Here is a 13,199-nt window from a genome sequence, read left to right on the forward strand (position 1 = left end):
CTTGGCGGCTGCATGAGTATGCTTAAAAATGATGTGCAGCCTGTAAAACCCTAAATCAGGACACATTCTCAAATTTGCTCAGTTAGGCTGAGTCAAGTGACGATATTTTTAAGGTTTACTGGACTATTGGAAAAAAGATGAGTAAAATTCGCGTTGCTTTGATAGAAGACCACGACCTGACAAGAGTCGGCATCCGCACAGCTTTACAACAGCGTGACACGATAGAAGTTGTCGGCGATGCAGCTAACGCTACAGATGGATTGAAACTGCTTCAGTCTTCAAAACCTGACGTGGCAATTGTAGATATTGGGTTGCCAGATTTTGATGGCATTGAACTTACACAAAAGTTCAAAAAATCCGTAGCGGAGTCCGATCCCGATACAAAAATTTTGATTCTGACTTTTCAGGACAATGAAGAAGAAGTTCTGGCAGCTTTTGCCGCCGGAGCTGACTCTTACTGCATGAAAGATATTAGCTTCGATCAGTTATTAGATGTAGTAAAAGTAACTCACGAAGGTAACTCTTGGATCGATCCGGCGATCGCCCGTATCGTCCTCAAACAAGCTCGCACTCAGGAACCCGCGGCGGAAGAACCGAAGGCTGAGGGCAAAAGAGTCACAATTAAGGCTGCCGAACCCGAGTTTAGTCACATCATTGAGACTTACCCTTTAACCGAGCGGGAATTAGAAGTTTTGGAACTGATCGTGCAGGGTTACAGCAATGCTGCAATCGCCGAAAAGCTGTACATTACTGTCGGTACAGTCAAGACTCACGTCCGCAATATTTTGAACAAGTTGTGTGCTGATGACCGCACTCAGGCAGCCGTTCTCGCCCTGCGTTCTGGCTTGGTTGGATGAAGCCCGATCGTCAGGCAACATCAAGTTAAAAGTATGGTGCGCTGGGCGCACCTTACAGCCACTGATTTAGGGTGGCCAGTGCACACCGACTGACTAATTCTTACCACAAAATTAGGGTAGGCAGTGTGCACCAGCCGAGCAATTGTTTGTTGTTAAAAAAGTGATAAAGTTTAAATCCGCATCTATCCAAGTACAGATATTTTTTTAAAGCTTTAAAAAAGTAAATATAACTTAAGATAGATGCTGAAAAAATAGCCTATTACTAATACTTATTATTGAGCGCTCCCCAGTTAGATAAATTTCGCTCCCACTGCCAATATTGCGCGATATCACTTCATAAAAGGCGCAGGCCCTGGCCGGATTACGATACTTTTAGGAATAGTTAAGCCTTAAAGAAATTATATCCGCAGAGCGATGCTGAGTTCGCTTAAACTTGCGAAATTAAAAGTATCAACTACTACTGAAATATTTTAGAAAGAGGTATTATGGCCGCTCCAATTGAATTCAAGTTATTTGCTCCCTACAACAAAGGAGCTGCCTTGATTGGCTCTTTTTCTAATTGGGAAGAGATTCCGATGGAAAAGGACGAAGAGGGTTATTTCCGCACGCGAGTTGAGTTGGAGGATGGCGTTTATCAATACAAATTTCGCGTTCAGTCGAAAAGCTGGTTTGTGGAAGCGGATCAGTGGGTAGATGTGGTCGATCCCTACGCGACTGACATCGACGATCCTACTCAAAACGGCCTTGTTCGGATCAAAGACGGCGATCGCATTATCGATACCTACGTCTGGAAACACGACGATAAACCGCTACCGGCCGATCGGGAATTAGTGATTTACGAAATGCACGTTGCCGACTTTTCCGGCGGCGAAGCCGATCCCCTGGCCCGCGGCCAGTACAAGCACGTCGTCGAAAAACTCGATTACCTAGTCGAACTCGGCATCAACGCGATCGAACTCATGCCCCTCAAAGAATACCCAGGCGACTACAGTTGGGGCTACAACCCCCGCTACTTCTTCGCTGCCGAGTCCAGCTACGGAACCACAGAAGAACTCAAAAACCTGATAGACGAGTGTCACGGGCGCGGTATTCGCGTCATCATGGACGGGATTTACAACCACTCGGAAGCATCGAGCCCCCTCACTCAAATCGATCACGATTATTGGTATCACCACGAACCCCGCGATGCAGACAACAATTGGGGCCCGGAATTTAACTACGAATTCTACGACGAAAACTTAGGAACTTTCCCGGCACGCAGATTTGCTGGCGATACAGTCCGCTTCTGGGTTCAAGAATATCATCTCGACGGCATTCGTTTCGACGCGGCGCGACAAATTGCTAACTACGATTTCATGCACTGGATAGTTCAAGAAGCCAAAAGTGTCGCCGGCCCCAAACCGTTTTATACCGTTGCCGAATACATTCCCGACGATCCCAGCATCACGAATCTAGACGGGCCGATGGACGGCTGCTGGCACGACAGTTTCTATCACTGCATCATTCCACAACTCTGCGGGGACAATTTTGATTTAGAACGGCTCAAAGATGTGATTGACTGCAAGCGGCAAGGTTACTTGGGTGCTACGAATGTAGTGAATTATCTGACCAATCACGACCACGATCGCCTTTTTGCCGAATTGGGTTCGCAGGGGATTTTGGATGAAGCAGCATTCAAGCGGGCGAAGTTGGGAACCGTGGTGTTAATGACAGCAGTTGGCGTGCCGCTGATTTGGATGGGTGAAGAATTTGGCGAATACAAAGCCAAAACTATCGAGCAAGCTAAAATTGACTGGACGCTGCTAGGAAATGACATGAATAAAGGTTTGTGGGAATACTACAAAGGCTTGATTCACCTGCGTAAAAATAACCAAGCACTTTACACAGAAAACATCGAGTTTTTCCACGAAGACCCCGAGTCGAAAGTTTTTGCTTACACTCGCTGGAACGATGAAGGTTCGAGAGTTGTAGTAGTGGCGAATTGGTCGGAAAATTATCTAGCGGGTTACAGCGTTCCCCACTTCCCGGCAAACGGAACTTGGCACGAATGGACGGGCAATTATGATATTGAATCGGGCGATAATAATATTATGATTGACTTGCCGGAATATGAAGCGAAAGTGTTTGTTTGGCAGTAAGCTGTCACATCGTGTCCGCTCTAACGACGACAATAAAATTGATTTGTAGTGAGGACTTTAGTCCTCCCTACAAACATTCTTTATTACGGCTAATTCACCGGAAATGATATCAGGAACTGACAGCACTCATTTCCAATTCAACATTAGACAAGATTGCATTCAGAAACTATCTTGAAAAGCATCTGCGGTTTCCCTCTAAATTCAAAGATTTATCTAATCTTGTCTAATATGAGGACTGAAGCCCTGACTACAAACGAAAAAACCGATCTACTTTACAACTCTACACAGAAGCTCTTTTTTTTCCGCTTCCTCAATATTAAATTAAACTACCTATTTTACCCAGTTGATTTTCTAAGCACAATTTGGTTATAGCCGCCGCCGGTATTGGTTTGCTAAAGAAGTAACCCTGACCCATATCGCAGTGATGCGATCGCAAAAACGCCAACTGTTCTGCTGTTTCCACTCCCTCAGCAATCACCTGTAAATTCAGGCCCTGTCCCAAGGCGATCGCCAGTTTCACAATAGTAGCACCGTTGCTGCCGGTCACCAAATCTGCCACGAAAGATTTGTCTATTTTTAAATTATTGAGCGGAAAGTTTTTCAGAGACCACAGCGAAGAATAACCAGTGCCAAAATCGTCCAGAGAAATTTGAATTCCCATGTCCTGCAACTGCTGCAATACCGACACCGTTAAATTCACATCTGTCATGGCAATGCTTTCGGTAATTTCTATTTCTAAATACTCGGGATTTAACTTGGTTTCTGATAAAATCTCAGTGATGGTTTGTACCATATTAGCTTGCAGAAACTGCCGGGCTGATAAATTTACAGCTATCCGCATCGGCGGCAATCCCAGTAACTGCCACGCTCGATTTTGCAAGCAAGCAGTCCGCATCACCCATTCGTCCATTTGGCAAATTAATCCTGTTTCCTCAGCTAAGGGAATAAATCGATCGGGAGAAATCAAACCGCGTTCGGGATGCTGCCAGCGAATCAGAGCTTCCATGCCAACTATTTGGCCAGTATTTAAGTTTATTTGCGGTTGATAGTGCAGCACAAACTCGGATTTTTTCAGAGCTTTGTAAAGATGATTTTCTAACTTAAGATCCTCTGATACTTTACTGCCGATCGCCCGCGTATAAAAATGATAATTATTCCGACCTTTCTGTTTAGCTTTGTACATCGCAGCATCAGCATTTTTCAGCAAAGTTTCTGCATCTTCTCCGTCGTAAGGAGCCAAAGCAATTCCCAAACTAGCTTTAGTATAAAGTTCTCGACCATCAAAATCAAAAGGAGTGCTTAAACTCTGGATAATTTCCTGGCAAATCTTAGCTGCTTCATCAGGGCTGTTGATATTGTACAGCAGCACAGTAAATTCATCCCCGCCCCAACGGGCAATCGAATCCCCCACGCGCAAACACTTAGTCAAACGCCGAGATACACTTTGCAGCAACAAATCGCCCACTGGGTGACCGAGAGTATCGTTAACATTTTTAAATCGGTCTAAGTCTAGAAATATCACCGCCAACATTTCTGCATTCTGGTGAGCGTTAGCTAAAGCTAAAGACAGCCTTTCATTAAACAGCAATCTATTCGCTAAACCTGTTAATGGGTCGTGAGAAGCTTGATGTCGCATCATCGCTTCGACGCGCCTCTGCATTGCAGCCATGTACAGGTGAGTTCCTAAAGATTTTGCGAGCTTCTGTTCCTCGCTGCTCCACTTTTTTGTTTCGCCGATTTTGATTTCTTTCCAAGCTGCAAAGGACTTTCGGGGACGATCGCTCCGGGTGTCGGAACTGCAACGGCCCGCCCACACAATTTCGGTTTCTATAGGGCTGCGAAAAATGGTGAGACAGCCGATGCACTGTTGGCCGTATTGCAGCGGTATTGCCAAAAATGATCCTATGGAAGCTTCCAGAAAATTTGCAGATAAAGATTTGAGGTGAGGTTCTTTAGAAATATCGGAAATCGCGTACAAGTTGGGTACGATTAAACTGAAAATATTTTTGTCAATTGAATTGTAATGCTGGGAATATACATTTTGATAAACACCTAATTGGCTGATCTCAGGAGTTTTTGGTTGCTCGTCTTGGTTAGCCAACCCCATGATCTGCTGCCAAAATGGGCTGAGTTCAAGGTCAATGTCCCGGGGCTGCTGGCCGTAGGTATAAAGTAAAGACGGCCGATCGCCCAACTCGGCTGCAATGTACAGTCGCCCTCCCGAACCCTGCAAATGCTTGACAGTTTGTTGGAGAACTGCTTGCCGAATTTCGTTTAGTTCCAGAGGAGAATGCAGCAAACTGGTAATTTGGTTGATAACGGCTTCGTCGCGCGCTTGCCCTCTAGCTTGACTTAGCAGAAAGGATTGGGCGATCGCAATTGAAAGTTGATCCACAAGCAACTGCACCATTTTCAATTCTCGATCGCTAAACCGTTTCGCTTGGCTGTGGTGAGATACCAACAGCCCCCAAAGTTGATTTTGATGCAAAATCGGCACCGTCAGAGAAGAACGGGTTCCCATAGCCTTCAGATATTCAGCGTGACAGGGGTCTACAGGACCATAGCTAATATCTTCAACTGCTAAAGTTTTGCCGGTTTCGAGACAATCTAAGCGATTAATTGTTTGATGCTTCAATTCCACATCTACAATCACTCGCTGTCGCGCTTTGAGAAACATTTCCCGGGCACTATTGGGAATGTCGCCTGGTGGAAAGCGCAAACCTAGCAGAGATGGCAATTTGTCGCCGTTGGTGGACTCAGCAATGACCTCACCGCTACCGTCGGCCTCAAAGCGATAAACTTTTACCCGATCGCTCCCTAAAAAGCTGCGGATTTCTCGGGCTGTTGTCGTCAATATTTCTTGCAGTTCTAAAGAGTTGCGGATGCGATTGGTAATTCGATTCAGTAAAATCTCTTGTTCTAAAGTCGATTGTGACATTTGTCTAACTTTTGTGCGGGCCATCTCTTTAGAGCTCCGAGGCTGTGGACAGCATTTTTGCGAGCCACAGTCTTAACTGGCCCTGTATTATAGAATACAACACTTTCCCCACATCTATTGGATGTAGCCAAGCCGGGAGCGAGAAACTCGGTTTCTGGGGCTATTTCTGGTTTCGGGCCACATTTCGCCCAGAAACCGGGTTTTTCACAGCAGTTAGAAGCCAAGGAATGAGCGATCTCACAAGTAGTGAGGACTCAAGTTTGATCGAGTTCGATCGGGACTCAAGTCCTCACGACCAAACAATTGCACAGTTAGAAGGCAAGAGATATAGAGAAACCGGGTTGACGAACCTGCATTCTGGCTCAAGAGCGCAGAATGCAGGTTCGTCAACCCGGCTTGTAAGTATTTATACCCGGAAATGTTGCGTTAAGCCGACGCCCAAAGTTCCCGAATTCGATCGGGCAAAAAGCCCGCTATTTCCTGAATTCGCTCCTCGGACAGCTCATCCTTCGTTGCCGAAAATACAGCGGCGATCGCAGTTTCCGGTTTTACTCCTGAAGGAAGTGCGCCTTCTAGTTCCACCCTCCGTGCAAACAAATTGCCATCGATCCCCGCAGGTGCAGGCGGGCCGGTCAAAGGCTGACGTATCCGGCTCAGCAATCCCACCAGCGGATTGGTATCTTTCCAGAGGTCTGCTATTTCTTGTTGCAGGGTTTTGTCATCCGTAGGCAAAACTTCTTTGTGCAATTCAGATTCCACGTGCTCGATGGCGTCTTTTGTCATCACGTCGCGCATGACCCGGTACACTACTTCGGTAATGTCGCGGGCATCAAAAATATCCTCCAAGTGACCTTTTACCAGCACTTTTTCCAAAAACGGCATATCCTTTGAAGCGATAGGAACTGCCGATCCTTCCTGGAGGAGCGACGTTGGAGGATTCGTCTCCATTTTGTGTAACAGTTTGCGGCCTTTTTCTGTTAACTCGGCTTCTTGAAATGCCACTAAAGGCGGCAATAACTCAGCTCCTCCGTAAGGCTGTCCACTAAAATCCGCTTTGATAAATTCCCTTTGGTTGAGGTAGTCCAAATGACCGAGCAATTCCGCTTCCGCCACCGCGTGACCGACATATTCTTCCGCTGCGTTCCTAATTTCCGACTCTCCCCTGCCGTTGCCGCTGCCAATCTTTTTGAGCAAAATGTAAGTCAGGTCGTCTCTGATTGGAATTGTCATTAAAACCTCCTAGGTTAATATCCGGTAAAGCTTAAGTAAAAACTGAATATTTTTACTCGCTTAAATTGTAATTCTTACTACTTAAAAACATTGAAGTATAAAGTAGAGTAATCAAGTATCTCTCAGCAGATGGAAGTTAGGAAACTTAAGTTCCCGCTAGAATCTTCCTTTAGGTAGATCCGTCTATGGGAACCGATCTCTAATGTGGTTAATATCCTAAAAAGCTGTCGCCACTATTGAATGCTATTAAGCGAGGATGCTTTATTGGTAAGATTTTTCGTAGTTATTGCGTATTTTTACCCAGGCTGACACACCAAGAAAGCCTCAGTTGGTAATTAGCGCTAGGAGAGGTAGAATTAAGCAGATGCGATGGGGTTAATCAACTGCGGTCGTTTTGCCCGCAGCTTGTAGCCATATTGTATCGGGTTAGACCAACTGGTCATCGGAGAGCTACAAATACGAGCCAATCGGTTTCAAGTGCCGCAGCGCCACTTGAAGAATGCCTCGGACACAACTTTTTTGATCGTTTCGATCGGCATTTATGAACTACCCTCGTTGGAAAAATAAATTGGAATCCTCGTCTTTCATTAGTGGTAAACCCCCGGTTGACAAGCGTCCTTTAGTCTTGGCTGTAGACGACAATCAGGACAACTTAGAACTGCTGACACAAATACTCGATTTATTCGGCTGCGAGTGCGTGGGAGCAGTGGACGGGTACGCAGCTCTTTCAGCAGCAGTCGATCGACATCCCGACCTAATCGTACTCGACATTTGCCTGCCGGATATAGACGGTATGGAAGTAGTAAAGCGCGTCCAACAAAATCCCGACATCAGACATATTCCGATTGTTGCTGTCACAGCACTAGCAAAGCCAGAAGACCGCGCTCGAATTCTCGAAGCTGGCTGCGTGGAATACCTTTCCAAACCTTTTAACATCAAAGATTTAGAAATAGTTATTCGCCAGCACCTCAGATATCCAATGGTTTTGGTTGAGTTTTAGATTTATAATTAGAATCACGAACTTGAGGTGCAGAGTCCAAAATTGCGATCGTTCCAGTGCGGCCAGTCTCCAAGGTGGCATCGCGGAGCAAATCAGTGACTCCCACGCCCAAAACCTTTTGGATTAATTCTTTCAGTGGCAATTCCAGAACTGATTCTAATTGTGTCCGCACCTGCAAGGCCAAATCTTGCTGACCGTTCTGAGCCAGCAGTTTTTCGGGTTGAGTAAGCCCATTTTCGATAACTATTATCAATTTGTTATCCAAAAGATTGCAGAGCGCCTGACTCGTGGGGTGTCCGAGTTGAGAGCGGTACAAAGCTTGAATTCCCTGCGAAAGAGTCCGTTCTAATTTACCCCGAGTAGGTTCTAAGGTTTCCCCAGTCATATTTTTTATTGAAACCATGATAGATAAAAAAGACTGTTAGCAGTTAACAGTTAGCAGTTAAGTTAACGGTTAACTCCTACCTACTAACTGTTAGAAATAACCGTCGCGTTAGCCGACAGTAACTTCATTAGTTTCCACCCCAGTTGCACCCTTAACACCTTTAGCAATTGTCACCAACTTGTTGACAATTTCCTGACTGGGAACTGTACCTTTGAGAACCACAGTAGTGCCAAGTTGAGCCACATAAACAGTCTCAATATCCGCAACATCGGGATTTGCATCGAAAGCCTGAGCCACCCGTTTAGCTAAGCCGCTTTGATCGTATTCTCCATTCAAGCCCATGCGTTCCGGTGGGATTGTCTGAGCGCTCGCAGCAGGTTGAGCTTGAGCTTGAGATTGAGCGACAGGTGCTTGGTAAGCAGGAGCGTCCACAGTTTCTTGATTTTCAAGTTTTTCTAAACCAAACAATCTTTTTAGCCAGCCCATAGAGTTTGTCCTCCGACAAAGTTTGTGTTAATTGACGTGTTAATTGACGTGTTAATTCACGGTTGGCAAGTCGCCCTGTAATTGTTATTCTCAATACCAGGAATTACGATCGCACTCTTGGATGCAGAAACCGAGTTTTTTTTACAAAAAAGTATCGTTACAGCCATCCACCTAGGCAGAAAAACCCGGTTTGTTGAGTTTGGTGCGTCAGTCGTAAATACAATTTACTGTTCTACAACTTCGCCGATCATCTGCCTGGAGACATAATTCTCCCGCTCTCAAACAAATACTTGGGCTGACCATTCCGGCAAATCAAACTTAAACCCTTCTTCCCCAACTTCTACCATTTTGTTGTACATCCACTCGTGCCAAGTTCCCGCAGCCGGAAACTTAGGAATGCTGTTACCAGATAGATAAGTATCAGAAAAATTGGCGACAACTACTGCTCGCGTTCCCTCATCGCTCCAGCGGTAGTAAGCCAGCACTTTTGCTTCGGCATTTTCGTGGATAAATTCAATATTTTCGGTATAAAGTGCCGGAACTTTTTCCCGCAGCCGCATCACGTATTTGTAGTAATCCAACAACTCATGATTTGGCTGATTTTTCAACAAAGACCATTGCAGTTTATTCGGCTAGTTGGGAGTTTGCCGAGTGGATTGTCCAAACTCTTCGCCCATCCACAGCATCGGTATTCCTACTGCTGTGACTAACAAAACCGCTCCCCATTTAGCGGGTTTAAAAGCCGTTCTTGAGCGATATCCCGAAAGCTGGCTTCGGCCAGCAAGTGGGATCGGTCGTGACTGGTTAAATAATTGATAACATTAGTTACCTTTTGATAGCCTTGTTGCTTGGCATCCAGAACTTGCTTGAGCTTTTCGCTATCGAAAGTCTTCGCCCCCAGATTTTCTAGGGCAAAAATGCGAAAACTTTCGTGCCGGATATTCATTAACTGGCATTAGTTCGATCGCATTTATCCCCAAATCGCACAGATAAGGAATGAGAATTAAATAACTTCCACAAGTTTGTGGGACGGGCGGGACGCCCATCCCACAATAACAATTAAAATTGTAAGTTATTTAATTCGCGATCCTAATTCTTCATTCTCGGGGAGTTCTTTGTCGTCGTGCTGCCAAATATATAGCAATCCTCGCATCAGTTTCAATAACTGGTTAACTGGTTCCCAGGAAGAGCCTGGAAACCGATGTCACTCTTGCTCTGCCTCGGCCCAGACTATGGAGGCAGAGCCTCCGGATATGCGTTACCAGGCTCTTCCTGGTAACGAGTCTAATCATTTAGGATTGCTATATGTTGTAAGGTACTTGGGGGCGGAGCCGGAAGATTTAGTAGTGCGAACCCTAGCGATTGAGTAAGGTGCGCCGCTAAGCACCCGAAGGCTTGATTTAAACCAATCAAAAATGTAGTTAAAGTAACTAAAAAATATTAAGGGCTGTTTATGAAAAGTAATTTAACTTTTGATAACTAGATAAATCGTGATAAGAGTTTAATATTTGTAACTAAAGGAACATTTTTTAGCTAACAGAGCTAATACTGTAGAAAGATGTCATTTTATGCGGAAACAGCGAGGATCGGCGTGTAATTAAAAGGCAAGGGAAACCAGAAAAATGAATGCTTTATTCAACTGGGTTTTCCTGCGACTTTAAGCCAAGTTTGAGCCGAGAAGAGCAATGATTATTGTTGCTTATGTCTTGGCAGCACTTGTTTTATAGTTTTTGACCGGCAAACTTTGTAGAACCTTTCATCAGCTTTAACGACTGCTGCTACCTCAGTAATTGGTAATCGGTGAAAATCTCATCCGTCCCTGTTACCCGTTAGATATTCCGAGCAGTGGCTCTAAGGCTCTAAAAGTTTAATGTGGGATGTTGACGAATTACCATTACTGTAAAACTCTGGAGTGTTAAAAATGCTAAAACAAATGTGTTGGTTGCCCAGACTCGGAGGCAAGGGAGAAAAGATATTGCACTTACGCACCGATGCCCGTCAGGGGTGGCGGCCTTATACAGCTTTTCCGCAGTTTGCTGTATCCGACTACCGGGAACCGGGCGGTTCTAAGGGATGGGCAACTTTTCAGAAGCTGAGAACTCAAGGGTGGAATTTAATATCGACTGCAGAAGGGCAGCAGTCGATTTTTGGCGAACAGAAAAGTGCTTAAAAAATCCGAAACCGCAGGAAAAAAAGAAGAGGTAAAATCCTCTTCTTTTATTAGTTTAGGATGCAGCAACTGGGTTTTTCATCCTCATACTTCGTTGAAGCGGTAAGGTGCGCCGAGGCGCACCCTACATAATATTGAGATGTTTGCCAGTTGCAAGCAAATTAGGCGATCGCCCTTTCTGTCTGTGCTGTAGTTGCTAGGTTATGGAGCACCGGCTGGCGAGTTCTCAAGTTAAACCGGTATCCGTGGGGGAGGATGTGCAACTTGGCGCCGCAAATCGCTAAAGCCTCATCTTTCAAAAGTCCATCTACATTGTCGTGGAGTTTTTCCGACTCGTCGATGACAGTTACAGCGCTTTCGCCAATAACTTCCAACTCGTCACCGTGGACTAAAATAGCTGTATTTTCGTCAATACCAAATCCCAACACGGCAGGTTGCAGCAAGAGTGCCGAAACTAAGCGTCCCAGACGACCTCGCTGGGCGAAATGCTGGTCGATGACAACTCCCGGAAGGAAACCCATTCCCGGGCCCATTGCTACCACATCAACGCGGGGATTTGTCTCCGAGTCTCCTTCAATAATCATCATGTCTGGCATCATCGCTGCGCCGGCACTGGTGCCACCAATGATAATCCCTTCAGAGTAGCGTTTGTGCATAGCTGCGTCGAGTTTGGTGTCTTTCAAGCAGCTAATAATCCGCGCTTGATCTCCGCCGGTAAAGAATATGCCTGTCGCTTGTTCGATCGCTTCTAAATAATCTGGATTGTTGGCATCTTCGGGTTTCTGGGTGTCAACAACTCGCACATCTTCAGCGCCGAGCCGCTCAAACACTCGGATGTAATTATCTCCTACTTCTCCCGGTAGGCTTGTCGCAGCAGTCATGACAACAATGCGGGCTTTAGTGCCTCCGGCACACCGCAAGAATTCCCGCAGAATTTTGCAGTCCCCCTCTTTGTCTTCGGCGCCGCCAATAATTAGCAACTTCCCCTGGTTCTCGTTGCTCGCCATATTATCTCCACTGTTAATTTATTTAATTTCACTAAAACACAAACTTCTTTTTTCCGAAAACGGCCCAAAGGTATATATGGATACAAAAAATATCTCAGACTTCTACCCCTCCAGGACGCATACAGCTCAAGCGTTCTGGTTGTTTTTTACTTTTGCTCGGGGCTATAACGATGGTTTGGTAAACAGTCCTGGAGGCACTAGAGTAGACCTCTTGCAAAAATAATTAGGACGGGCAAGATGCCCATCCCACAAGAGTTATGTTTTCTTGTGGGATGGGCATCTTGCCCGTCCCATCAATTGATGAAAAGGATTTTTGCAAGAGGTCTACTAAATAAACCGGGAATAGGAACGAGAATTCTACGTTTGAACGGAAAAACTTAACTCAGAAACCCCGGTTTTTGAGAGAGCTGTTGCGTCCGGGACTGGTAAAAAAAACCGGTTTCTGCGTCTAGGACTATCTATTTAACTCATCCTCGATGATCGACAAAACAAACTTACCCCCCCTAACAGGAGATAGGAGAGGTCAAGAAATGAGCTTAAATTACAGGGCCCACGCGCGCGCGGTGATCAATCCGGTTTCTGATCCGATTATTTGCTAATCCTCCTCTGATTGCTCGTAGAAATCGGATTGATGAGCGTAAGTCCTAAATTAGTCCGATCGCCCGTTAGTGCGATCGCTCGATCAAATTGCTCAATATGGTACTCGCCCGTTCTAAAGGTAGGTGTCTGGGTTTGCCGTTCCAGACAATCTGATATTCGTTGCTGTTTTGACCATCACCGTAGCCAGAAATTAGCTTCCGGTGAAAGGCTTCCTCAGCTAATTCGTGAACTTTATCCCTGAGAGCAGTTTGTGCGATCTTCATAATTTGCTGCCTCTTAAATTCTCCTTCACTGTCATAAACAATTATAAGTGCACAGTGCACCTCTCAAAAGTTATAGCTTTTTTTTGTAGGGGGCAAGGAAGTAGCCATTAGTTATAAGTGCTTAG

General features: G+C 45.4%; 12 protein-coding genes. 4 read left to right on the forward strand and 8 right to left on the reverse strand.

Features of this window, described 5'->3' with window-relative positions; all coding sequences use genetic code 11:
* Window positions 1-137: 137 nt before the first annotated feature.
* Together QUA40_RS07505 and QUA40_RS07510 are read left to right on the forward strand one after the other, a co-directional pair.
* Window positions 138-857, forward strand: a complete 720-nt coding sequence (locus QUA40_RS07505; protein WP_333123477.1) for a response regulator transcription factor — start codon at window positions 138-140, stop codon at window positions 855-857.
* Between the two features lie 485 nt (window positions 858-1,342).
* Window positions 1,343-2,995 carry an alpha-amylase family glycosyl hydrolase gene (locus QUA40_RS07510; protein ID WP_333123480.1) on the forward strand — a complete coding sequence of 551 codons (1,653 nt, stop codon included), beginning with the start codon at window positions 1,343-1,345 and terminating at the stop codon, window positions 2,993-2,995.
* 316 nt (window positions 2,996-3,311) lie between these two features.
* Here QUA40_RS07510 and QUA40_RS07515 read toward each other — a convergent pair whose 3' ends face one another.
* Window positions 3,312-5,957 (reverse strand): EAL domain-containing protein, encoded by a 2,646-nt coding sequence (locus tag QUA40_RS07515; RefSeq protein WP_445301130.1) that lies wholly within the window; start codon window positions 5,955-5,957, stop codon window positions 3,312-3,314.
* 402 nt (window positions 5,958-6,359) lie between these two features.
* The gene (locus tag QUA40_RS07520) at window positions 6,360-7,163 is read right to left on the reverse strand and encodes a DUF2267 domain-containing protein (protein WP_333123483.1); all 804 of its coding nucleotides are present in this window, start codon (window positions 7,161-7,163) and stop codon (window positions 6,360-6,362) included.
* Between the two features lie 541 nt (window positions 7,164-7,704).
* Here QUA40_RS07520 and QUA40_RS07525 point away from each other — a divergent pair.
* Complete coding sequence (locus QUA40_RS07525) at window positions 7,705-8,163, forward strand: response regulator (RefSeq protein WP_333123485.1); 459 nt, start codon at window positions 7,705-7,707, stop codon at window positions 8,161-8,163.
* Here the strand turns inward: QUA40_RS07525 and QUA40_RS07530 are convergent.
* The 4 genes from QUA40_RS07530 to QUA40_RS07545 form a co-directional block, all read right to left on the reverse strand.
* Window positions 8,132-8,566, reverse strand: a complete 435-nt coding sequence (locus tag QUA40_RS07530) for a DUF2294 domain-containing protein (protein ID WP_333123488.1) — start codon at window positions 8,564-8,566, stop codon at window positions 8,132-8,134. The genes QUA40_RS07525 and QUA40_RS07530 overlap by 32 nt on opposite strands.
* 90 nt (window positions 8,567-8,656) lie before the next feature.
* Window positions 8,657-9,034 carry a BON domain-containing protein gene (locus QUA40_RS07535; RefSeq protein WP_333042016.1) on the reverse strand — a complete coding sequence of 126 codons (378 nt, stop codon included), beginning with the start codon at window positions 9,032-9,034 and terminating at the stop codon, window positions 8,657-8,659.
* 278 nt (window positions 9,035-9,312) lie between these two features.
* Window positions 9,313-9,642, reverse strand: a complete 330-nt coding sequence (locus QUA40_RS07540) for an alpha amylase C-terminal domain-containing protein (RefSeq protein ID WP_333123491.1) — start codon at window positions 9,640-9,642, stop codon at window positions 9,313-9,315.
* Window positions 9,643-9,740: 98 nt separating this feature from the next.
* Complete coding sequence (locus QUA40_RS07545) at window positions 9,741-9,980, reverse strand: hypothetical protein (RefSeq protein ID WP_333123494.1); 240 nt, start codon at window positions 9,978-9,980, stop codon at window positions 9,741-9,743.
* A gap of 975 nt (window positions 9,981-10,955) precedes the next feature.
* Between QUA40_RS07545 and QUA40_RS07550 the strand changes: the two genes are divergently transcribed.
* Window positions 10,956-11,204 carry a hypothetical protein gene (locus QUA40_RS07550; protein ID WP_333123497.1) on the forward strand — a complete coding sequence of 83 codons (249 nt, stop codon included), beginning with the start codon at window positions 10,956-10,958 and terminating at the stop codon, window positions 11,202-11,204.
* A 161-nt stretch (window positions 11,205-11,365) separates the two neighbouring features.
* Here QUA40_RS07550 and QUA40_RS07555 read toward each other — a convergent pair whose 3' ends face one another.
* Window positions 11,366-12,211, reverse strand: coding sequence for a cyanophycinase (locus QUA40_RS07555; protein WP_333123500.1), 846 nt, complete (start codon window positions 12,209-12,211; stop codon window positions 11,366-11,368).
* Between the two features lie 665 nt (window positions 12,212-12,876).
* Window positions 12,877-13,074 carry a hypothetical protein gene (locus QUA40_RS07560; RefSeq protein ID WP_333123502.1) on the reverse strand — a complete coding sequence of 66 codons (198 nt, stop codon included), beginning with the start codon at window positions 13,072-13,074 and terminating at the stop codon, window positions 12,877-12,879.
* Window positions 13,075-13,199: the final 125 nt, after the last annotated feature.

Source organism: Microcoleus sp. Pol11C3 (assembly GCF_036701485.1).
GTDB lineage: Bacteria > Cyanobacteriota > Cyanobacteriia > Cyanobacteriales > Microcoleaceae > Microcoleus.

Excerpts from the sequence above, each read along its gene's own strand:
- QUA40_RS07505 (WP_333123477.1), top strand. The coding sequence starts at position 138 with ATGAGTAAAATTCGCGTTGCTTTGATAGAAGACCACGACCTGACAAGA.
- QUA40_RS07510 (WP_333123480.1), top strand. The coding sequence starts at position 1,343 with ATGGCCGCTCCAATTGAATTCAAGTTATTTGCTCCCTACAACAAAGGA.
- QUA40_RS07515 (WP_445301130.1), bottom strand. The coding sequence starts at position 5,957 with ATGGCCCGCACAAAAGTTAGACAAATGTCACAATCGACTTTAGAACAA.
- QUA40_RS07520 (WP_333123483.1), bottom strand. The coding sequence starts at position 7,163 with ATGACAATTCCAATCAGAGACGACCTGACTTACATTTTGCTCAAAAAG.
- QUA40_RS07525 (WP_333123485.1), top strand. The coding sequence starts at position 7,705 with ATGAACTACCCTCGTTGGAAAAATAAATTGGAATCCTCGTCTTTCATT.
- QUA40_RS07530 (WP_333123488.1), bottom strand. The coding sequence starts at position 8,566 with ATGGTTTCAATAAAAAATATGACTGGGGAAACCTTAGAACCTACTCGG.
- QUA40_RS07535 (WP_333042016.1), bottom strand. The coding sequence starts at position 9,034 with ATGGGCTGGCTAAAAAGATTGTTTGGTTTAGAAAAACTTGAAAATCAA.
- QUA40_RS07545 (WP_333123494.1), bottom strand. The coding sequence starts at position 9,980 with ATGAATATCCGGCACGAAAGTTTTCGCATTTTTGCCCTAGAAAATCTG.
- QUA40_RS07550 (WP_333123497.1), top strand. The coding sequence starts at position 10,956 with ATGCTAAAACAAATGTGTTGGTTGCCCAGACTCGGAGGCAAGGGAGAA.
- QUA40_RS07555 (WP_333123500.1), bottom strand. The coding sequence starts at position 12,211 with ATGGCGAGCAACGAGAACCAGGGGAAGTTGCTAATTATTGGCGGCGCC.
- QUA40_RS07560 (WP_333123502.1), bottom strand. The coding sequence starts at position 13,074 with ATGAAGATCGCACAAACTGCTCTCAGGGATAAAGTTCACGAATTAGCT.